The sequence below is a fragment of the Metabacillus niabensis genome, from assembly GCF_020524345.1.
In the GTDB taxonomy this organism is placed as follows: domain Bacteria; phylum Bacillota; class Bacilli; order Bacillales; family Bacillaceae; genus Metabacillus; species Metabacillus niabensis_B.
The window spans coordinates 20,350-42,421 of sequence record NZ_JAIVLH010000012.1; the positions used below are offsets into that span (position 1 = coordinate 20,350).

Annotated in this window: 26 protein-coding genes; 5 read left to right on the forward strand and 21 right to left on the reverse strand. The window is 33.5% G+C overall.

The features are described 5' to 3' along the window. Positions 1–456 precede the first annotated feature (456 nt). The 6 genes from LC095_RS14040 to LC095_RS14065 all read right to left on the reverse strand — a co-directional run bounded on the left by LC095_RS14040 (position 457) and on the right by LC095_RS14065 (position 5,533). A complete protein-coding gene (locus LC095_RS14040) occupies positions 457–738 on the reverse strand; it encodes a hypothetical protein (RefSeq protein WP_226528739.1) in 282 nt (93 codons plus the stop codon). Positions 739–841: 103 nt separating this feature from the next. Then, positions 842–979, reverse strand: a complete 138-nt coding sequence (locus LC095_RS14045) for a hypothetical protein (RefSeq protein ID WP_226528740.1) — start codon at positions 977–979, stop codon at positions 842–844. Positions 980–1,113: 134 nt separating this feature from the next. Next, on the reverse strand, positions 1,114–2,634 hold the full coding sequence (locus LC095_RS14050) for a hypothetical protein (RefSeq protein WP_226528741.1): 1,521 nt from the start codon (positions 2,632–2,634) through the stop codon (positions 1,114–1,116). Between the two features lie 204 nt (positions 2,635–2,838). Then, positions 2,839–3,630, reverse strand: a complete 792-nt coding sequence (locus LC095_RS14055; protein ID WP_226528742.1) for a phosphotransferase — start codon at positions 3,628–3,630, stop codon at positions 2,839–2,841. Positions 3,631–3,721: 91 nt separating this feature from the next. Continuing rightward, on the reverse strand, positions 3,722–4,429 hold the full coding sequence (locus tag LC095_RS14060; RefSeq protein WP_226528743.1) for a nucleotidyltransferase domain-containing protein: 708 nt from the start codon (positions 4,427–4,429) through the stop codon (positions 3,722–3,724). A 513-nt stretch (positions 4,430–4,942) separates the two neighbouring features. Then, on the reverse strand, positions 4,943–5,533 hold the full coding sequence (locus tag LC095_RS14065; RefSeq protein WP_226528744.1) for a DedA family protein: 591 nt from the start codon (positions 5,531–5,533) through the stop codon (positions 4,943–4,945). Positions 5,534–5,784: 251 nt separating this feature from the next. Here LC095_RS14065 and LC095_RS14070 point away from each other — a divergent pair, with 251 nt between their 5' ends. Beyond that, positions 5,785–6,372 carry an ECF transporter S component gene (locus LC095_RS14070; RefSeq protein ID WP_226528745.1) on the forward strand — a complete coding sequence of 196 codons (588 nt, stop codon included), beginning with the start codon at positions 5,785–5,787 and terminating at the stop codon, positions 6,370–6,372. Between the two features lie 305 nt (positions 6,373–6,677). Here LC095_RS14070 and LC095_RS14075 read toward each other — a convergent pair whose 3' ends face one another. After that, a complete protein-coding gene (locus tag LC095_RS14075) occupies positions 6,678–7,211 on the reverse strand; it encodes a hypothetical protein (protein ID WP_226528746.1) in 534 nt (177 codons plus the stop codon). Further along, a complete protein-coding gene (locus LC095_RS14080) occupies positions 7,211–7,645 on the reverse strand; it encodes a hypothetical protein (protein WP_226528747.1) in 435 nt (144 codons plus the stop codon). The genes LC095_RS14075 and LC095_RS14080 overlap by 1 nt, the downstream gene beginning before the upstream one ends. A gap of 376 nt (positions 7,646–8,021) precedes the next feature. Between LC095_RS14080 and LC095_RS14085 the strand changes: the two genes are divergently transcribed. Further along, positions 8,022–8,324: an ArsR/SmtB family transcription factor gene (locus LC095_RS14085; RefSeq protein WP_047940192.1), complete on the forward strand. Its 303-nt coding sequence runs from the start codon at positions 8,022–8,024 to the stop codon at positions 8,322–8,324. Between the two features lie 140 nt (positions 8,325–8,464). Beyond that, on the forward strand, positions 8,465–9,616 hold the full coding sequence (locus LC095_RS14090; protein WP_226528748.1) for an MFS transporter: 1,152 nt from the start codon (positions 8,465–8,467) through the stop codon (positions 9,614–9,616). A gap of 229 nt (positions 9,617–9,845) precedes the next feature. Here LC095_RS14090 and LC095_RS14095 read toward each other — a convergent pair whose 3' ends face one another. From LC095_RS14095 to LC095_RS14110, 4 genes are all read right to left on the reverse strand, one after another. Continuing rightward, on the reverse strand, positions 9,846–10,808 hold the full coding sequence (locus LC095_RS14095; RefSeq protein WP_226528749.1) for a proline dehydrogenase family protein: 963 nt from the start codon (positions 10,806–10,808) through the stop codon (positions 9,846–9,848). A gap of 138 nt (positions 10,809–10,946) precedes the next feature. Then, on the reverse strand, positions 10,947–11,771 hold the full coding sequence (locus LC095_RS14100; RefSeq protein ID WP_226528750.1) for an AraC family transcriptional regulator: 825 nt from the start codon (positions 11,769–11,771) through the stop codon (positions 10,947–10,949). A 149-nt stretch (positions 11,772–11,920) separates the two neighbouring features. Then, a complete protein-coding gene (locus LC095_RS14105) occupies positions 11,921–12,514 on the reverse strand; it encodes a DJ-1/PfpI family protein (protein ID WP_226528751.1) in 594 nt (197 codons plus the stop codon). A gap of 415 nt (positions 12,515–12,929) precedes the next feature. Continuing rightward, positions 12,930–13,490 carry a cysteine hydrolase family protein gene (locus tag LC095_RS14110; RefSeq protein WP_226528752.1) on the reverse strand — a complete coding sequence of 187 codons (561 nt, stop codon included), beginning with the start codon at positions 13,488–13,490 and terminating at the stop codon, positions 12,930–12,932. A 368-nt stretch (positions 13,491–13,858) separates the two neighbouring features. Here LC095_RS14110 and LC095_RS14115 point away from each other — a divergent pair, with 368 nt between their 5' ends. Further along, positions 13,859–14,293 carry an Lrp/AsnC family transcriptional regulator gene (locus tag LC095_RS14115; RefSeq protein WP_226528753.1) on the forward strand — a complete coding sequence of 145 codons (435 nt, stop codon included), beginning with the start codon at positions 13,859–13,861 and terminating at the stop codon, positions 14,291–14,293. A gap of 756 nt (positions 14,294–15,049) precedes the next feature. Here LC095_RS14115 and LC095_RS14120 read toward each other — a convergent pair. The 3 genes from LC095_RS14120 to dfr all read right to left on the reverse strand — a co-directional run bounded on the left by LC095_RS14120 (position 15,050) and on the right by dfr (position 17,033). Next, complete coding sequence (locus tag LC095_RS14120; protein ID WP_226528754.1) at positions 15,050–15,625, reverse strand: hypothetical protein; 576 nt, start codon at positions 15,623–15,625, stop codon at positions 15,050–15,052. A gap of 166 nt (positions 15,626–15,791) precedes the next feature. Then, positions 15,792–16,319, reverse strand: a complete 528-nt coding sequence (locus tag LC095_RS14125) for a hypothetical protein (RefSeq protein ID WP_226528755.1) — start codon at positions 16,317–16,319, stop codon at positions 15,792–15,794. A 213-nt stretch (positions 16,320–16,532) separates the two neighbouring features. Beyond that, a complete protein-coding gene (dfr, locus tag LC095_RS14130) occupies positions 16,533–17,033 on the reverse strand; it encodes a DfrD/DfrG/DfrK family trimethoprim-resistant dihydrofolate reductase (RefSeq protein WP_226528756.1) in 501 nt (166 codons plus the stop codon). A gap of 344 nt (positions 17,034–17,377) precedes the next feature. Here dfr and LC095_RS14135 point away from each other — a divergent pair, with 344 nt between their 5' ends. Beyond that, positions 17,378–17,707, forward strand: a complete 330-nt coding sequence (locus tag LC095_RS14135) for a hypothetical protein (protein ID WP_226528757.1) — start codon at positions 17,378–17,380, stop codon at positions 17,705–17,707. A gap of 38 nt (positions 17,708–17,745) precedes the next feature. On the opposite strand, the gene LC095_RS14140 is transcribed toward LC095_RS14135, so the two are convergent. The 6 genes from LC095_RS14140 to LC095_RS14165 all read right to left on the reverse strand — a co-directional run bounded on the left by LC095_RS14140 (position 17,746) and on the right by LC095_RS14165 (position 21,793). Further along, positions 17,746–18,249 carry a hypothetical protein gene (locus LC095_RS14140; RefSeq protein WP_226528758.1) on the reverse strand — a complete coding sequence of 168 codons (504 nt, stop codon included), beginning with the start codon at positions 18,247–18,249 and terminating at the stop codon, positions 17,746–17,748. A gap of 177 nt (positions 18,250–18,426) precedes the next feature. Then, positions 18,427–18,702: a DUF3986 family protein gene (locus LC095_RS14145; protein WP_226528759.1), complete on the reverse strand. Its 276-nt coding sequence runs from the start codon at positions 18,700–18,702 to the stop codon at positions 18,427–18,429. A gap of 158 nt (positions 18,703–18,860) precedes the next feature. Continuing rightward, complete coding sequence (locus tag LC095_RS14150; protein ID WP_226528760.1) at positions 18,861–19,217, reverse strand: DUF4440 domain-containing protein; 357 nt, start codon at positions 19,215–19,217, stop codon at positions 18,861–18,863. A 255-nt stretch (positions 19,218–19,472) separates the two neighbouring features. Then, the gene (locus LC095_RS14155; protein WP_226528761.1) at positions 19,473–20,057 is read right to left on the reverse strand and encodes a lysophospholipid acyltransferase family protein; all 585 of its coding nucleotides are present in this window, start codon (positions 20,055–20,057) and stop codon (positions 19,473–19,475) included. Between the two features lie 24 nt (positions 20,058–20,081). Further along, the gene (locus LC095_RS14160; protein WP_226528762.1) at positions 20,082–21,065 is read right to left on the reverse strand and encodes a ketoacyl-ACP synthase III; all 984 of its coding nucleotides are present in this window, start codon (positions 21,063–21,065) and stop codon (positions 20,082–20,084) included. 278 nt (positions 21,066–21,343) lie between these two features. Then, positions 21,344–21,793 (reverse strand): RidA family protein, encoded by a 450-nt coding sequence (locus tag LC095_RS14165; RefSeq protein WP_226528883.1) that lies wholly within the window; start codon positions 21,791–21,793, stop codon positions 21,344–21,346. Positions 21,794–22,072: the final 279 nt, after the last annotated feature.

Consider the following 22,072-nt stretch of genomic DNA (forward strand, 5'->3'; position numbering starts at 1 on the left):
TTAATTGAGAGAATAAAATTCGATACAAAAGAACTATATTTCCAGAGTTCATTTAAACTCTATCCTTAGACGAACTGAAAAATTCATATAGCTTTTAATACTAGAAGAGCTCATTATTAATCAATTCAAAAAAACAGCGAGTATAATAAACTCGCCGTTTATAAAGTGTTAAATTCAAACATTACCGCCACCTCTGGTTCACATTACATTTCGGGCTGGACTTTGTCTGCAGATATTTCGGATTCCCCTTCGCGGGGGAACACCTGTCAATGCTCCTCAACATGAAGGAAGCTTTCTCCTTCGGCTATGGAACTTAAAAAAGATAAAGTTAGCGAGTGGATTTTAACCACTTATATTGTATGACTGCGGGGCACACAAAAAAACGGCGAAGATTATTCCGTTCGCCGTTACATTTCCGCTTTTATACGGATAAAACATTAAAGTAATTTTCTATAATTACAGTATTCTAAAGGAAGCTCTAACTAAGGCTTTAAAACCTCTTTCCACTGAAATTATCGTGTATTCACTATTAATTTTCCAAACTAATTTTTCTAAATTTACATCTTGATATTTCATATAAGTGCTAGTATTATCTACAGTTGGTCCATGAAGAATATAAGCCGTGGGTCCAAAAACCTTCCCATTTGTAATAATAAATATCCCCTCATCCTGCGTTCTAATGACATCCCAACTTTTAGGTTTATACCTTTCAATTTCAAATTGATTATTTTCACTCAAAACAATGACTTCCTTACTTATAGAATTACCTAATCATGTTTAATTTTACATTTTACTCTTAGCGAATCGGAATATATTTATAAAGAGGAGTGAATAAGACTATCTATTTTTTATTACTCTCTATTACTTCACGTAATTTCTTTATCTCTTCTGTTTGGTCCAAAATATTGTTATTAACTTTTCTTAAAGCATCAAACACAGCAAAAATTCCTGCAAATATTAAAATACCAAAAAGGATCATCATTTTTACACCTTCTTACATCGAATTAAATATAGTCAATAAAACAAAGGAAGAAACACAGTCATTCTTGAAAAAATGCTCACGATTGTAGAATGAAATAAAGATTGATATCTATTATTCTTTATTTATGAATCTTAATCTTGTATCCATTCTTCATTAGGATATTCCTGCTTAAGTCTTTTAACTAGTTCTATTTGTATTTCTTTGTAACCAATTAATTCCTTGTTTAGTAATTCTTTATAAACAATAACAGGCTCAGAAATATTATTTCGGATTGCATCAGCAAATTCAGATGTATAATGAGATTCCTCATTGTACTTTCTAATTGCCTCTTCTGCCATTTCTGCATATTTTAAGGAATCCTCAAGGCTTTTTAATAGAGATAACTCTGACATCATATATAGTTCACTAACATCCGTTTCCTTCATTTTTTGTAGCGTATCCATCGCCTTCTCGAATTCACCTTGTTTTATATATACATAGGGTAAGCTTCGCTCGACATTCACATCGTAGGGATCCAAACTAGCAATCTTTAAATATAAATTCTCTGCAACTTTAAATTCCTTCTTTATTTCTGCTTCACCTGCTTGTTCGGACAGAACTTTTATCTCTTCTCGTCTATTTAAAAATGTTGTTTGAAACTCTTCTATTTTCAAGCCTGTTGTTTCTTGGAAGACTGTATAGAAATCCTTATCATTTTTTGTACGGATGAGGATGCTTGGGATAACGTCCTTTCCATGTTCAATAACAAGTTCTTTGACTGCAAAATAACTTTGAAGATATGGATCAAACCCATCTCGTCTTGCTTCATGAAAATCGTTATTCGTATCAATATCTTTAAAATTGATCTCTTTATTAAGATCTATTTCAACAGACGTATGCAGGTTCATAATATATTCCGATATACCTTCATTAAACCATTGTGGGATACTCGTACTTGAAATATGATGATGTTCTAAAAATTGGTCTGTACGATAATGAGTATATTCATGAGTAAAAGAGTCTTGAAATTCGTAGGGTGCAACACTTTTCTCACTTACGATATGAATGGATTGGTTACTTGGAACATAAAATCCACTTAACTTCTCCTTATTTGTTCGAGAATTTAGTTCATCAACACTTTCATATATCATGATGGTTAAATCGACTGGGGTATCAGCACCGTATAGTAAATCTAGTTCTTCTTTTACATTTGGATATAAACTCTTTATTGTATCAATGGATGTCTCTTCCCCTTTAGGAAAGTGAAAAGTAATTCCATTATATTCTTCAGTAAGTAACCCTTCTTTATATGCAACTGGAATAAAGACATTGGTTGCAGCAAGAACACTTTCTTTCAAACTCGGAACTCTATCTATAGAAGTTTCTTCTAGAATTATAGTTAATAACCCTAACGCAATTACAAACAAAAGATAAAAAATAGAAACAGCAAATAGTACAAAGGAACCTATTCTTTTCCGAATCTTCAACATAGCGATATTGCCTTTAATCATTCCATACATACTGATACTAATAGGAATAATAAGTATCATACTTATTACGAAACTAATTGCTAAGCCCTCTACGCCATTTAGTGATAATACAATAAAATACAATACTATCGCTAGGGAAATTAGGATAGATAATAACGCGATACCTTTTAAAAATGCCTTCATTAATAACTCCTCAAAAAACTTATTTATGCAAATCTTCAAGAACCTGACCAAATACCAGCCACACATTAAAATCTATCGTTATATCTTTTGTATAAGAATACTATATCTTCCTAATTTTAACATAATTCTCAATCCTTGTTGTTCAACAATGTCGCCTACATGAAAAAGGAGCAATTCCCCACATAAGCGCCCCTTATTGAACATTCATGTCCATTCTGATCCAAATTTCCGTATAAATGAAATATCCTTTTCATAATGTTCAAGATGTCCTTCATCTATCATCTTTTTGAACGCAAGGTCACCTTCACTGGCCTTTCTGTTAATTGTTTTACATAACCCTTCTACTCTTCTTATGACCATTTCTAAATAATCTTCTTCTCGTTCCTTCCCATAAGCTTCAAAAAACAACCTGATTCTTTGTTTTATTCGATTAGCATGCCGTTGTGTTTGATAATGAATTTCCTCACCTGTTTCAGAAAGGTAGAATCTACTTAAGGGTACACACGTATAAAGAGTATAGGCTATATCCCAAACTCTTGGACCAGGTGCAGCAACATCGAAGTCAATGATACCTACCGGTTTTTCTTTGTTAAAAACAATGTTGTATCTAGCAAAATCATTGTGGCATAACACTTCCACATTATCTGGTGTATTGTCTAACGGTTTCCATTCTTCAGTAAATGGGAAATCACTTACCGCATCATGATAGGAACGGAGCATTTTGGCTATATCTTTTAAGGCATCATCAGACCACATATATTCTTTTAAAGGATCGTTTCCAGCTTCTCCTTCAATGAAGGACAATATTTCTCTTCCTTTTTCATCAATTCCTAAAAATCTTGGCGCATAATGAAATCTCTTTTTCTCCAAGTGCTTTAGCAGTTTGTGTACTCTAGAGCTTTCAGGTTTTAAGTCTCGTCGAACAGTATTCCCCGAACGATAAATGCTGGAGACATTGCCCCCTTTTAGCTTTTCTTCGCGTTCCTGATCGTTCATATAGCATCACCCTTACTCGTCTAATTACTAACTTACCAATTCTATCTATTTATTATTCTCCCTTTATCTACACCTTATATGGAATGTCTTATCATTTCCCTAATGAAAACCCCTCAAACAAACGTCCACCATGCGGTTCTAATACCTTATCAACTAATTGAACAACTTTATCTTTCTCACCTGTCAGATAAAAGGCATTAAAGGCTTCTACAAACTCTCCTGTAAATTTCTCATCATATTGATTCAGAGCGCGAATAATCCATTTGGAAGAACCAATCCACCGACGATTTGTTCTTAAGACAAACTCATGAACTAGATCAGCTATGGTATTAGCAATAAATATTTCTTCAGCTCGGTTCATACATCCTAAAAAATCATCAAGTGCATCCGTTAAAAAATATCGCTTCGTCCTTATCATGTCTTCAGACCATTTTTCAGGGCCTTTATCTAAAATATCTTCAGCTTCCTTTTTTATAGATTTTAAGATTCCTTCATCTTTTATAATAATCCCTTCAGAAATCATTCTTGGCATAGAAGGCCTCGCTGCTTTGCAGTCCATTTCAATAAAGTATTTGTAAGAAGATAAATTATGGACAAAAATCTCTATTGCCCAACCAAAGGCAAACATTGACTCCCTATATGATGAAGAAAGTCTTTTATCAAAAATAACGATATCTAGATCTGATGTTTCTGTTGCCTCCCCCCTAACTACGCTTCCTGCTAATAAAGCCCCTTGGCAATTTGAAAAGTACTTTTCAATAAATTGATTCGCTGCTTCTATTGAATCTAATTTCTCCATAAGATTCACCTCTAACACTCTTTCTATTAAACTGTAAATGTCTATTTGTTTTTCTTCTTTCTATTTGCAATAAAAATTGCTCCTACATAACATCCAAACCCTATTACATGCAAAATAGTATTGCCACTCTTACCGAAGTCATCAATTGTAAGTGCCATTAAAATGGCCCCAAATATCATAAGTAAAACACAAAAAACATTTTCAGATTCTACTCAATCCCCCAGGCCCACAATAAAATCAATTCGTCTCTTATTAAATCTCCGCTCCTTTAGTTGAGTAACAAAAGTAGTGTTTTAGGATCTAGCTAAAAGACATATAGATAATATGGCATTGCTGTACAGCAAGCACCACCTTAATCACAACCTTTTCCTAATTTTAACATATTCTTCTTGCTAGTTATTCAATATATTGCTCGTTGCGGAGGAAGAAGGGTTTTACAAAAAAATAGTGGAATAGAAAAGAGACTAACTCAGGGTGCCATATACCCTTGAGTTAGTCTCTTTTTTAAAATCGTTACTGTGTGCTTAATTTTCTTCTCTTTACAATCATCCATACAATGAGTAAAACGATTGGAATTAACAAATAATTAGCATATTGACTAAAGATTTCACCAGCATTTTCCCACTGAGGTCCAAGACGATAGCCTAAATAGACATATATTGCAGTGATTGGAAGCATTGCCAAATAGGTATAAAGAATAAATTTCCACACATTCATCTTAGACATTCCACACGGAATCGAAATAGCCGTCCGAACACCTGGGATAAATCTACCTAAAAATGCGACACTTCCACCGTATTTTTCAAAAAATTGGTCTGATTTATTAATATGCTCTTCTTTTATGAAAAAGTACTTCCCGAATTTTATGATCGCTACTCTACCACCATATCGACCTAATGCATATAAAGTAAGTGGCCCCAGTACACCACCAATAGATCCGGCAAAAATGGCCCCAAATAAATTCATATCTCCTTCGTAAACCCAGTAACCAGCCAATGGGAGTACAAGTTCTGCAGGAACAAATTCAAAAGTTAAAGCAAGCATAATGCCAATATATGATAACTCTTTAAAAGCTTCCATCATTTGCAAGATTAGAGCATCCATTGAGGATTACCTCCTTTACAGTTTTTATATGGTCAAAGTACTTTGAATCAGCAAAAACTAGTTTTTAAAATGCGCAAAAGTAAATTATATCACATACTTAATAAAGTCGGAGCATTTTGGCCATATAAAAAATAACACTTGCAGTTGCTTTTTATTGATTATAAATTTGTAATGACTTATAAAGTTGTTAAGCAATTATATTTGTAGAATGATCATGAAGAATACATTATCTAGTTAAAAGGAGTTTATACATGAACAAAAATAATAAGACATTCCGAATGGTCCTATTAGGGATGCTTTCTGCCATCATCATTATTCAAACGACAATCCCGTTTTTAGGATATATCCCGATTGGGCCGCTTAGCTTGACGATTATTCAGGTAACCGTCATTATCGCAGCAATCGTTCTCGGAACAAAGGAAGGAGCCATTGTAGGCGGCATATGGGGAATCATTACGTTCATCAGGGCATTCGTCGCTCCGACAAGCGTAATTGCACCCATTGTTTTCACGAATCCGCTTGTGTCCGTTTTGCCTCGTATTTTAATTGGTGTGGTTGCGGCATATGTGTTCCACAGAATACTCAGCGGGAAGCTCAATGAAACAGTAAGAATGAGTGTTGCCGGTGTGCTGGGATCTTTAACAAATACTGTGTTAGTACTTGGATTTATTTATTTATTTTATCGGGAGCCCTATGCGAACTTTTTGGAGTTGGACATGGAGCAACTCTTGCCTGCACTGATGACCATTGTAGCCACTAATGGAATTACTGAAGCGATTCTTTCAGGAGTATTGGCACCGGTTATTTCAAAACCGTTATTAAAATCGATAAAAAAATAGCGCTATTGGCTGCTTAAGGCTGACGAAAAACTTATATGATTTAAGGTTTTTCGTCATTCTTTTATTTAGGTTAGGTTGGTGGGAGGAAAGGAAACCACCTCAACTAATAATAACGGGAATAATGATGCCGTATTGGGTGTGATTTTACAGATAACTCACTCATTGATATCAACCGATCAGCGTTATCATTTACATATGTTGAACATTTACAAAACTAAGTTGAGGATAATCCTGAAGAAAAAAGAAGATTCTGTTGATGATATATATTTAAATCAAAATAATCATGTTACATGGTCTTAGAAAAATCATTGTTTGTTATAAATTTGTCCTTTGCTATTAATCTGCCTTCTATCTTGTGCAAACGCCAAACGATACAATAAAATATGAATACTCATCAAGAACAAGTAAATGGGAAAGGAAAAAATCAATTTATAACCGTGTTTGTAATGGTATACTCCTATCTGTACACCTAGCCATTCTAACCCGACAGCTACTGCAGCCCAAAATAGGATATAAACAATCATCTTTATTTTGAACATTCGCATCTGTTCATACCCATAAATAAACCAATATCCAAACGGCGCATACATCATATAGGAAAAAATATCCATTAATTCATATTTTGATTGGTCTCCCAAATCGTAAAGTTCAAGTGGAGGTATCTTTAACGTATGATCAAAAACGAGTCCGAATGCAACGCCTATAAGTATGTTAAAGGTTGTTTGTAAAGGAGAATATCGCTGTGGAAACAACCAAATCGATGCAAAACCAATGATACCTATACCGATAACGAACCACTCATTCCCATTGAATTGATTATCATAAACGATGTTTTCCATCAGCGAATCCATCCTTCCTTAGACGCCATACGTTGAAAGAGTCTTCCTAAAAGCAATGTATAAGTCATAACAATCACGATCATCACTGACTCCATAACGAAATTCCAACCCTTATCAGTAAGTACGTGATTCCATCGAAGCATCGCTCCGATGAATATTTGGAACAAAAACGTATAGATTGATATCCCCCAGCGGATGCTGGATTTGGATGTCGTTAGAAACACGTTAGCATAGGTAAGAAGAACAAAAGTAACAGTGAAATCGTTGTGTAGGATCATGGACAGGAAGTGAGGGATGCTATTTGTATTAATTTTGAATAGATTTAGATTGAACGCGGAAATCGTCAGTTTGTTTGTTAAGATAGCATCAATGGCCATAAACAAAAGGAGGTTAACAGACAATGGCAGCTTCTTTGAGAGACTAACTTGAACCATAATACAGAACCATGCGAAAAAGAGAAATGTCACGACTACCAATTTAAAATGTCCTTTCCAACATATATTTTTTTGTATTTTTATCATGCCCCTTTTACTTCAGCGTAATGCATCAACTCGTGACGTTTCAAGAATTAGCATATTACTAATGTGATCTAAACATCACATTAATTAATAAATTGCTCACACCCTCTAGCTCGAATTTCTTCATTGTTTTAGCCCAGTCGGTAAAAGGCTAATCAATTCTCACTTTATCCCCTCTATTTCACCTGTGCATTTCAATATAAGTCCAATTAATCCTCAACCGTAAAATTCGAATATTAATTAATCACGAAACACAAATTGACATATCGTATTTTTTAGATATAATAAAACCATGAAACCTATTGAAATCTTTAAAGCCTTATCAAATGAATCAAGGTTGCAAATTTTACACTGGCTAAAAGAACCTGAACGTCATTTTGTACCCCATGAAGGGATTGATATGAGAAAAACAGGGGTATGCGTTAGTCAAATAACAGAGCAATTAAAAATGACGCAATCAACCGCTTCTCAATACCTAAATATACTTTTGCGAGCTGGGTTGATTAAGACAGAGCGTATTGGAAAGTATACGTATTACAAAAGGGACGAGGAAGCCATAAAAAATATTGCAGCTATTCTTGAGCAAGAGATCTAAAGTAAATGTAACTGAATCCTCTCTAAGGATTCAGCTTTATTTAAACTAAACATATCGAAATATCCCGATATGTTTATATTTATCAATTACATATCGTCTTTTCTAGATATGTAGATACAATATACAAAGGAGCGATTATTTTGTCTAACACATTTAAAATTTATATTTTAGCACTTATTAGTTTTTTAGTTGGAACATCAGAGTATATTATCTCTGGTATATTGGATCACATTGCAGATTCACTGGGAATCACTTTAGCGGCTGCAGGACAATTAATAACCATATTCTCGCTTGTCTATGCAATCTTTACACCCATTCTTATGGCACTAACATCAGGCATGGATAGACGCAAGCTTATGATCGTATCTCTAGGCTTTTTTGTGATAGGAAACATACTTGCATTCGTATTGCCAGGTTACCCCTTATTTATTTTATCAAGAATAGTAATGGCACTAGGGGCTGGAATGGTCGTCGTTACAGCTCTGACTATCGCGGCAAAAATAGCACCTGAAGGTAAACAAGGTAGTGCAATTGCTACTGTAATCATGGGCTTTACAGCATCTTTAATCATTGGTGTTCCTCTAGGGAGAATGATCACAGATGCATTCGACTGGAAAGCAGTATTTGGCGGAATTGCTTTACTTGGATTTTTAGCGATGATCATCATCTCATTAGTAATACCACCAACTAAAGGAGATAAATCGGTTCCATTAATGCAACAACTTGCCCTTCTAAAGGATCGAAAAGTAGCAATTGGTTTATCAATCACCTTCTTCTGGCTTGGCGGGTATTCAGTCGCTTACACCTACTTATCTCCTTACCTTTTGAACATTTCGGGTATCAATGAAAAATTATTAAGTGGAGTTCTGCTTATATTCGGTGTCGCTAGTTTATTCGGCTCAAAATTCGGTGGTTTTAGTACAGACAAATGGGGTGTGTCACGTACACTAATAGGTTCGATGCTTCTACACATTGTCATGCTTATTCTTTTATCATTAATTACTCACACTTATGTTGGTGTTTTAATCATACTAATATTGTGGTCTTTTGCAGCGTGGACATCAGCTCCAGCACAACAGTTCAACTTGGCAAACATAAAACCAGAATCATCAGGTGTCCTTCTAGGGCTAAACCAGTCAATGATGCAATTATCGATGGCTGCAGGTGCTGGAATTGGTGGCATTTTTGTAGAAAAGGTATCGCTAGGTTCCATCACTTGGGTAGGAGTACTCGGATTAGCTATAGCCATTTTTATGGTATTAAAGTCATCCCGTGGCAACTTAAATAAATAGATGATAACAATGTAGTAAGAACAAAAGATTTCAAGTATAAAAGGTTGCAGTTGGACTGTAACGGGTTTCTTTTGGCGTACAAAAAGTAAAAAAACAATGAAAATCGTATACTAATTAGCAGCTAAATTAACAATCCAATTAGATATGTAATTACCATTAAAAACGACCAGATTTCTAGTCTGGTCGTTTCATATCCTTTTTCCCTAAAGTGCCCAATAGTTGAATAATGCTAGTATGTATTTATTTTTTCTCTATCGGTATTTTGTTCAATCATATCTGAAATAAAAGTATAAATATTCGGGGGATATTCAGCAATACGGTGAACTAAATATAAATACCATTCACTACCATATGTTACATAAACTTTAGCTTGAATATTATCCTCCTTTAAAGATTTTAATAGATCAGGTCGAACCCCATCTAACATCTCTACTTCAACATTCGGGCTATAAAGAAACCCTTTTGCTTTTAAGTCCATCAATATATTTTCATCATGTGTAGCAACAGACAGTGGATGATTACTATTTATACACATAGATACAAAATCTATATACCGTTTATTTAACTCTTCGGATCTTGGAATATATATACCTTCAGACTCTTGATAAGCCCCCTTTACTAAACGTATTCTACCCGAGGTTTTTAATAGGTCCTTTAGGTCAATAGATGAACGCTTCAAATGAACTTGTAATGTTATCCCAACATTTGAGAATGAATTTGAAATTCTTCTATATAGTGATAAAATTTTATCTGTTTTTTGTGATTCTTCCATACTTATCATTAGTTGAATATTATATTTTTGTGCTTCTCCTGCTAATTCTTCTAAATTAGTAAATGCTACTGAATCAGATATCATCATTCCAATATGGGAAAGATCAAAGGATACGGTAGCCTTCATGTGATTTTTCCCGAGATCTTTTATTAAGTCTTTGAATTCATTTTTGGCAAGCATACATTCTGCTTCGGATGTTGTATTTTCACCAATAAATTCTAATGAAACCTGATACCCTTTGCTATATAGATTTATAACACGTTCAATCCCTTTCGTACGTGTTTGTCCAGCCACAAATCGGTTAGCACCCTTCATAAAAATTGGAAAAAGTTCTTTTGAATGTTGAACATAGGATTTTAGTTCTTGATCTCTAGCAATCGATTTGAGAGCTTTGGAAAAGCGACTTTCTTCATTAAACATAAAATAATCACATCCCTATTTTTATCATATTTGGGATTACATTTTTCCGACGATGACTTTTTACGCACGAAAATCAAACTCCTACATTTGAGTGAATCCTAAATGAAAGGTAATGAATGCGGGAAATTATAAAGCAGATCATTTATCATTCTGAATAAAAATATCCCTGTATTGTCCGGGTGTTAATCCAATAAATTCCACAAAGAAATGACTAAAATGACTTTGATCTACAAAACCTGTCTCTATTGCTGCATCAAGGGGTTTTACACCCTGTTCCAATCGTTTCTTTGCTTCATTAATACGTACCGTTTGTAAGTAACGATACGGGGTAATCCCCCGAATTCGGGTAAATGAGCGTAACAAAGAATATTTGTTCATATTAGCTATCTTTGCTAAATCATCTAAAGCAATATGTTCTGCATAATGTACTTCTAGGTAATGACAGACATTTTCAATTTCTTGTTTAGTAACTCTCGGTTCTGTATCTTCGATGGATTCAGTATATTCTTCAATAAGCTGTTGAATAAGAAAATAAAAAGTTTCTTCTTTCTCAAAACCTGATATTTCATCCATAACCATCTGGTGAAGTTTATTCAACAATTGAGCTTTTTCACTACGATAGGCAACCGGAGAGGCAAAGGAAGGCAGATAATCTTCTCCTGTAATCTCTTTTGCTACTTTCCGCATGATTTCAGGCTTGATATTCAAGCAGCGATAGTCTAATGTTTCGTTGTCAATTGATTCACAGGCATGGTTGTCCAGAGGGTTGAAAAATATAATATCACCAGTTCCTATTACATATTCTTTGTTCTTACAAGATAAGTGTCTTTGTCCACTCTCTATAAATCCAATCACATAATATTCATGGAAGTGGTTCGGAAATTTTTGCATGATACCTTCAAAACGATAAGCTTCTATTTGTAAATCATAATCATAACGCACTGTTCTTTCTTCTTGTCCCAACAAACAACCTCCTTTTGCTTTATTTCTGATCGTTAGTGTAACACATATGATTAAGGCTCTCTTGTAAGATATTGACTAATAAAAAGTAAACCTCCAACTAGTATTTCCCACATAGAAGTATCATCCTTCTTTCGGTAGTTAGCCGAAAATTACAACGTAATTTCATACTCCATTCGTTTTGCCGTCTCAACAGCTACATCTTTTCCATGCAGTCGAGATATCAGATGAAATGACATATTAATTCCTGCTGAAATTCCTCCAGATGTTATAATTGATCCTTCATCGACAAATTTAACCTCACGCTGGACTGATACTTTAGGAAATTCCTGTTCTAATCGATCAATATCCATCCAATGTGTTGTCGCTTTTCTTCCATCAAGAATTCCTGCTTTTGCAAGAAGCAGCGCACCAGTACAGACTGAAGTCAGAAACTCTGTTCTTGATTGCTGGGCTTTAATCCATTCAATGATAGTAGGATTGTCTATTTCAATCTGTTCAGCACCATACCCCCCAGGAATAATTACGATATCTAATGAAGGATGGTTAGTGAAACTAAAATCAGGAAAAACTTTCAGACCATTCCTTGCAGTAACTAAGTCTCCATTTTCTGATATTGTTTTGACAATAAACGGCTTTTCATTCGAAATAGGTAAAGTTGTTATAGAAAAAACTTCAAATGGTCCTGCAAAATCTAATACTTCAACATCGTTAAATAGTAAAATACCAACTGTACGCTGTTGCATGCTTTAAACCTCCTGAAAATAAACTATTTGTAACATTTATATATATAAATAGAATGATTAAAAATACGACATGACTTTAAGCTAATGATCCTTTTATGGGTCAGATGATCAAATTTGCAAGACTCAAATACCTTATTAATAGAGATAATCAAATATAGCTTTTCCATGCCTCTCGCGAACTGAACCGCATGAAACATGGTGAATGGAAAAATTATATATTGATGGAGGCTCATGAAACGGACTTACCATGGACCTACTTTTTACAAACTAGAACTGAGATCAACGACTTTTTAAAAAGGTTAGTATTTAAACGTATTCTTTCAATATAAACATGTACATACAAAATGAATTAATAATGACGAACTAAAAAATTTAGCCATTATTCGCCATAACCACTCCTGATAATTGAATAAGCTTATTTTATAAAATCTTTAATTAGTTGCTCAGTTGTAAGTATTGTGGCAAATTCATCATGCAATGTAGCTAGAGATATATTGTGTATAGTTTCTGCATCATAAAATCTATCGTTTTGGTCTTTCAAACCGAATGCTGCTGTAGCATCTGAAATCAGGTATGTACTAAAACCTAAATTTCCACTCATTCTTGCAGTTGTTGATACACAATGAGGTGTAGTCAATCCAGTGATTATAACTGTTGATATTTCATTTTCTTTTAATTGCTCTTCTAAATTAGTACCAATAAAGCTACTATTTACTTTCTTTGTAATCATCACTTCATCTTTAATAGGTTCTACTATATCTTTAATAGCAAAGCCCTCATTCATCGAATGAAATACTGAATTAGGATTATCAGACATGTGTTGTATGTAGATTACTAACCAGCCCTTTTCCCTCCATAATTGTAGGATCTTACTGATATTTACTTCTGCATTTAGATTATTTCGCTCTCCCCATTTTTTATCATCGAAAGCCTTCTGTACATCAATCAAAATTAATGCTTTTTTCTTTTCATCCATCAAATTCCCTCCAACAATGTTTTAACTCTTCATTAATACCTATAACCAAATTTTAGATGCAGATTATTGTTCTACGTTAATTAAATTTACTTGTTGAATGATTTTATGTAGTGGCTTTTTTATGTGTAGGAATTCCGCTTTTTTCAAGTAATAATAATGGAATACAGCTAATAGCAATTGCTTCTTTTTGCTTCAAATCCGTCATTCAATAATAATATCCTCTTTATTTCACAAATTCCCTATCGATACCTTATTTTATAAAAATATAGAAGGCCTATGAATAAGTTTTATAAGGATATTTGATTGTTTGTCTTTAATTAATTTCGAATTTAGGTTATTCTACATTATAAAAAAAGGTTGGATATTTTATGGATCAAATTGATGAAAACATCTTGAGGATATTACAGTCAAATGCAAAAATTTCAATGAAGGATTTAGCAGAAGCTGTTCACTTATCTTCTCCGTCCGTTACTGAGAGAGTACGAAAATTAGAAGAGCAACAAATTATTGAAGGTTACCATGCACATGTTTCACTTAAAAAAATGAACCGTCCAATATCTGCACTTATATTGTTTGAATCAAAAGATTGTAAATCATTATCCCATTTTTGCCACAACCATCCAGATGTACTTGAGTGTTACAGAGTAGCAGGGGAAATTAGCTATATTGTCAAATTAGCAACGTATTCTGTAGAAAGTTTAGAACAATTTATTGATGATTCAATGCAATATGGTACGCCCTCAACAAATATCGTGTTATCTTCTCATGAAAAAAAAGTAATTGACCCTTTTACTATTGATTAATAAAAATATAGACAAAAATTAATTAACTATTAGAGATACTTTCTTATTTTCCTCTCCTCTCCTTGAGTTATTCTAATTGAATCTTTCAGCAGCTATATGGCTACACCTCAATATCCTTAATAGATTCAGATAAACACATTTGGGAATTGAAAGGTAGTAGAATCCTAGTTTTGAGAGCTTATTAGTGATGGTAGTGGGTAATTATTGAGAAATAGTTGTAGCTTGTCCCACGTGAAGGATTTTCTCTGACTTCTTCTATTGAGCCATTTGAACAGTAAATACACGATTCTAAATTTAAATTTGCTGACACTTGGCAAATTATCAGGGATGCAATAATTGTTATAATATCCTATAAGAGAGCATTTAAATTGATCCATAATCATATGAATGTCTTTAACTCTATTCTTCTTCAACCATTTTTTCGATTCTTTTAATTTAGCTTGACTGCCTGGTCCAGATCCTTCTCAAGTATCTTGTCGAGTAGGTTTCTTTCGTTCATGCTTGTTATTTCCTTTCCTCGTAGGTCGGTAACCACTTTTGTCGCGGTTTGCCTTTGGGCTTCCCTTCAGATTCCACGTCACCATGGACACCCTTGCCTTCAGCTATGTATTTGCCGCTACCAGGCAATACTCGGGACTTTCACCCGTTAGAGTTCGCCCATGCTGGGCGAACAAAATAAGCACCTTTCCTTGTTCCAGAAAGGCGCTTTGTTTGTTTAAGATCAAAAGTGTATTTATTAAAAGGTTTTTTGGTAACTTAATGTGAATTACTAAGGTCAAAACGTGCGATTTCTTCACCTTCAACAGAAACAATTAAAGTTGCATCCAAAGCATGTTCTTGCAACTTCTCTAATTGTTCGGATGACGGGGCAAGTTGTATTTCAGGATTCTCTTCTAAAGCACCTAAAGTAAAATCAAAAGTGTATTTTCCTTCTTGATTAGGTTCAAGAACAGGCACACTCGTTTTTCCTATATTTAAACTTTTTTCTTCGCCTTCGTCATAGATATTAATGCCCAATACTTCTTCCGAAACCACTTTTAACTTTTCATTAGGTTCGATATAAACTTTTATTCCGTCGTTAAATTCGTATGTCTCGTTATTAAGTTCTTCCATTCCACCAAGATTCTTCCCACCAGTATTCTTTAAAATGAAATTGTAACTAAGTGTTATGGGTTGTATTATTTCACCTGTCTGCTCTCCAGAAGTAATCTCAATTCCTCCAGACTTATTATCCCTAATTTCAACAGATGAACCTGTTAGTTCTAAGGAAGGTTTACTTGAACAACCTGCTAACAATATGATAACTATGAAAATACTTGTAAGAAACTTCATCAAATCCCCCTTTAATCTGTAAAATATTTCTATTTTTATTATACTTTAAATACAAATAACCTGGGAACAATTGTTTAATATCTGAATTACATCTCAATCTTTTGTACCAAAAAATACGCTTACCTACTACAGAAAAGCGCTTTATTACGGAACATTTTTTATAAAGTTATAGTTCAAGTCCTTCTATTTCTTTGAAGGTTCTTGAATACATTTCTTTTATGTGTTCTTCTGTCTTTTCATCATTATACAATCCGAATTCCCAATTTCTTAATGAGTCTCCTTCTTCAGACCTAAGAACCCCGACAGTATAACTATTACCAGGAGTCCAATTCCAAGACTCATCATATTCTGTATCTTTTACAGTAAAAGGAATATGGCTTTTAGCAGATATAAAAAAGAATGGGATATTGGTATTTAGATAAACATCTGTATATTGACTTTCAGCAGCTTTGTAGAGATGATCCTTCATAATAAAGACTGCATCAAATGAATCTAACTCTTTACTTAATAATTCATCAAAAGAAATTTCACTGAATCTCACTTGTTCCTCTTTAATATCTGGTGGTTCACCAACTACCGCTATTCTTAAAGCTTCACCTTCATATAATTCCAAATCAGGGTTGAGGGAACAAGCTGATAACGCAATTATCAGTGTAATAATTAAAATGTATTGTTTTCTTTTTCTTACTTTCATATACAATCTCCTCATAAATGAACAATATAAACTAAAAACCCTTAGAATAATAATCTAAGGAATAAAATAATAGCTCAAAGAATCCTCCACTTTAGTTTAGCATTCAGCAAACCTTTTGCGGAATGCTCTCTTTCCTTTACTCCACAAAATTGCCTTGCATGCAGAATAGGCGTAGATCCTTATTCAGGAAATGCGCTTCTATTGTTGAAGATGTTATTTACTTAATATGTTCTTTCTTTCATACACATGAAAATAGTAGTTAAAAGGATTTTCATCATCTTTTATCCCTTTTTGGACAAATACCTCATTCCATTCATCATAATTCACTTCTGGAAAAAAAGTATCTCCTTCGAATTCATGTTGTATTTTTGTGATAAGCATTTTCTCGACATAAGGGAAAAACAAATTATAAACCTGTTCTCCTCCGAAAATAAAAATTTCTTCTTCGTATTTACATAACTCAAAAACATCTTCTATTGAATGAGCTATTTCGCAACCATTATAGGTAAACCCTTTATCTCTAGTCAAAATTATATTCCTTCTGTTAGGTAAAGCTCTTCCAATTGATTCTAGGTTCTTTCTACCTAAAATAATTGAATGTCCCTTTGTGGTATGTTTAACATATTCCCAATCCTTCGGAATTCTCCAAGGTATGTCATTCTCTTTGCCAATCACTCTATTTTTATCCATTGCAACAATTAAAGAAACTTTCATATATAACACAGCCTTTTTCAACTATTTTACCATGTATTTTATTATTACTATTAAACCTCCTTGTTCCACGATGCTGTATCTTTACGTTGAATACGATCCTACACAATCTCTCCTATTTCAACGTTGATCTTCTCCAGTCTGGCTGGCATTGTAAATAAAAAAGCGTCTATCCTTATTTCAAGAACAGCGCTTAGTTTGCTGAAGATCAATGTCAAAAATCATTAATATCTCAAAGATTAAGGTACTACATATAATTATCAGACTTACATTTTTTTACAAAATGTTTTTTCGTTAATATATTCAATATTGGGGAAATTTAAGGCTATATCTAATATAAGGAAATTATGGTTAAAAAATTTTCGATTTCAATATGTACTTTATTACTTTTATTGATTGCGGCAACACCCTTAGAAACAAAAGCCCTAACCTTTGAAGAATTACCAGTTAAACAATCTTCAAAACAGTGGTCAGTTCAGATAGGTGAAGCTGAAAAAGGAAAAGATCTAGCAAAACCTGTAAAAGGAAAATTTCATACTTGCTCTATAGATGTTAATAACATAGGTAAGGATGTATACTCTGTAGAAATTAATATGTTTAGAAATGAACCTAACTTTAAGACAAAGTACTCGCTTTTTGGTTGTCCTGATGGACAAGAGTGTAATGAAAACCTTTAAATCCTAGCTGCAAAGAGCAAAATATTATATGATATATTCTAATTTTCAGAACACTTATTCCAATTAATTGGCTTTAGTCGAAGCCTTTTTGCTTTCTTTTCTCGTACCGACATAACCACCCAAGCCTTACCTTCTTTATGCAATTCCTTTATGACGTTGTTTCCATCGGTTCTTTTATAAAGAAAATAACCCTTCGTACCTTCTAAACCATGCTCTAAGAACAATCTCATCGAACCAATACTTCTTCCTACAAATAAATGCTGTAAGGAAATTTTGTCGGAACGATCATTAAGGTTATCCCCTACTTTTAAATTTAAGCCATCATGTGTAAATTCTTCATAGCCCGATAAATTTAAGTTATAGGTTTTAACAATATCACTTAACACTTTGTTATTAAATTCTTTCATGTTCTTTTCAAATTCTTCTATACATACGCTTTTAGGAGGTTTTTCTCTTTTTAAATCGGCAAAAACAGTTACATTATTTGTTCCATATATTATGACACAAAACATAAGTAGCAAAAGAGAAAGCTTTTTATTCATTACATCACCCTAAATTATATTTAGGTATATTCTCCCCGATCCCTTTTCCAGTATTCTTCTTCAAGTACCTGTCCGTTAAAGTACGATATATTAGAAAGAGGCTGCCTATTAAGCAACCCACTTACTTCTTCTACTCTAGCGCTTGATTCTGGAATAATTTTATTTTTTTGATTATCATTAAATGATTTTATGTAACGATAACCATTGCTCAAATTTTTGTGCCCCTATATCATAAGTAAGTTCTTTATTATGGATAGAAAAAATCCTTTTTCCAAATCCATCTAATGATAATTCGTTTTCTGGGCTAATATCTCTCAATCTATACTGTTTAAAATCAAAGAAGATATCCCATACATCTTCTAATTTTCTTTTTAAGGCTATAGATTCATAATCAAAGTTATTTCCGTAATAACCTAAATGCAGATGATATCGATCATCATATAATATATCCATTTCATACCTCTTTCAATTTCATTAAATGTTTCATTAAAGCGCCCGATGGTTGAAGATTAAAGACTTTTGAAAGCTGGCTTGCACTTATTGAACTAACAACCAGTTACTTTAAGTACAATACTTCATATTCTAATACCTATGTGCTATGTAGAAACTTATTATGTGGTAAGGGTTCCTTGATGAAATATCATTTGCCATTTACCTTCATTTAATTTCCAAATGGAACTTCGTAATGCAAGTTTACTATCGTTATGTCTAAATGTTCGATATGTTGCTAATAAAACAGCAGATGATAACAATTTAATATTAAAATCTACTACTGTAAATTGTATGGAATTATTAGTAGTGGTTCTGTTTCTAACTGCATCAAGTTGTGATATTTTATCATATGAATTCCCAGAACTTCCAAATTCCAAAAAGTCATCTGCAAGAAGCTCTTCTAATTCTTTATAATCATAACTCATTAATCGCTTTTCAAGATGAAGAATATGTTCTTTAAGTAAAGAATGTTCCATCAAGCTCTCTCTCCCTATATAAAGCCTTTGCCTTTCTTATTCTTCAACTCTTGCGCTTATATTGCTGAAGATCACAAATTAATTACTATTAACGGGTTTCGCTGAAGAGTGTTATGAACTAACACACCCATCTAGCATATTAAATAACATATTTTTCAGAAATTTTTTGTTCTTTGTGCCATTAAGAATTCTCTTTATATTTTGTCGATGAAGGATGATTATTGACACGCTTATTAGTAGAGAAAGTTACGGGTTCTAGCTATTCTCCAAAAGCTTAATTTCACTATCTAGTCTTTTTAAATACTTTTCTATTACTTCATCACGATTCCTTCCATCGTTTTTCAGGTCTATTGGAGAACCTATCATTATCGTTGATTTCCTACCTCGTAGTAAGTCCTTAAGGGTAGTTGGCCCATTATATGCCGCAGGAACTAAAAGTGCATTACCCTTTAAAGCAATTGTTACTGCCCCTCTTTTTAATGGAATTTCCTCAGTGGTTCTTGTGCCGCTTGGAAAGATACCAACACATTTCTCTTCCTTTAATAGTTTCAACGGAATTTTTAATGTACTAGGACCAGGATTTTCCCTATTTACAGGAAAAGCATGAATTGAACGTAAAAATTCACCTGTAATTTTTGAGTTAAAGAGTTCTTTCTTAGCCATAAAATGAACTGGTATTGGATAAAGAGCTAAGGCAAGCATGATAACATCAACCCACCCTTTATGTGAACATGTAACAACAAACCTAGTGTGAGTAGGTAAATTTTCTTTTCCTTTTACTTTTAGCAAATTCAGCATTTTTGTTAATACATATAGGAAAGTACTAATGAACTTGTACATATTTCCTCCTAAAATCACATAAACCTATAAAGTCCATCTAATTAATAACCCTGCGTGTGCTAGTCCCCCACCAAAACCATACAGTAATACCAAATCTCCCTTTTTTAATTTATTCTCTAAGACTCCTTTGTCAAGAGATAAGGGAATTGTTGCAGACGAAGTATTTCCATAATCAACTAAACTATATAACGTTTTTTCTATTGGTAACCCACTTCTTTCACATATGGATTCAATCATCCTTAAATTAGCACTATGAGGAACAAACCAATCTACCTCATTTAAAGCGATAGCAGCATTGCTCATAACATTTTCTACTCCTTGAGGTACAGTAGTTACAGCCCATTTATAAACTTCACGACCATTTTGAACAATTTTATTCGTATTCGTTATTTCTTGTTCAAACATTTGGTCTGATAAATTTGAACAGTATAAATGTTTACCGCCTTCTCCTTCCGATCCCAAATGTGCTGAAATGAAACTTGGTTGATCTGCATCGTATTCTACAAGAACTGCCCCTGCTCCATCACCAAATAAAATACAAGTCGTTCGATCCTCATAATCTGTTATTTTAGACAGGGTTTCTGCACCTACCACTAATATTTTCTTATGTAATCCAGATGTGATTAAGCCATTTGCAACATGCAATCCATATGTAAACCCTGCACAAGCAGCATTTAAATCAATTGCTCCACAATTCCTTAAACCTAATTTAGCCTGAATCATTGAAGCCACACTAGGTGTCTTGAAATCTGGTGTCAATGTACAAGAAATAATCAGGTCGACATCCTCAATAGATATTGGATAGCGTTCAATTAAGTTTTGGATTGCTTTAAAACTTATATCACTTGTATATTCGTTCTCTCCTGCAATTCTTCTTTCTTTAATACCAGTACGCTGGATAATCCATTCATCAGATGTTTCAACTATTTTTTCGAGTTCATCATTCGTTAGTTTCTTCTCTGGAACATAAGAGCCTATTGCTGTTATACGTGCTTTTGATTTAAGCATATCGGTTACCACCTTTTTATTATCTACAACTAGTATCAGGTACTAATTTTTAATTAAAATAAAACAATCAAACCGAAACTGGAATGATTGTTTTTTCATATAAGAAATTATAACTTAATCTTCCTTATTATTCCATATTTTCATCATTTAAAAGTACATTTTATTCAAACGCGCTTTTTTTGTTGAATAAGAGATAGTCTCTTATCTTCATTTATTTCATAGAAAAGGTAATAGTGTCTATGGTGTCTATGGTGTCTATCACCTTGACCTTAAAATTTCTATTCCTCTAACTCAAAAATAGAATCAATTATTATCGGTAGATTGTCTCTAACAGAAACTGCACCTAATACCGAACGGGCATGATTCCCTTTATCTCCGAATACTTGTAGCATTAATTCAGAACAACCATTTAAAACTTTATGATGATCTTCGAACTCTGGCATTGCATTTACAAATCCCTGAATTTTCACTACTCTCTTGACTTTATCTAAAGAACCTAAAGCCTGTTTTAATACAGCAAGGATTTCAATTCCAGTTTCACGTGCAAATTCATACCCTTCTTCAGTTGAGAAATCCCCACCTAACTTTCCTTTAGGATTGCCTGTAGGACCTTTTCCAGATACAAACATTAATCCATTTACTATAGCAAAGTTAGAATACTTAGCTTGAGGGTCACTTGCGTCAGGCAAATTAATACCCAAGTTCTCTAGTTTTTTTGCAGCAGTCATTTCTGTCACTAAAATCCCTCCATATCACTGGTATAAATATCCAAGTTATAAAGTTAATCTTAACATTTATTTACATAATAGAGGAGTGTTATGTAAATTTTTTCATCGTTTTTCTACTGACAAATCTACTATTGAGCTTCTCCAATCTGGCCCGATTGCTTAATAAACCACCGTGTTAATGAAACCACCTAAAAGTACTAAGAATACATACAGAAAGACAACCCAAGCTGTCGGATTGCCCTGTCATTATATTACCTTTATTTAAGTTCAGCTATTGCA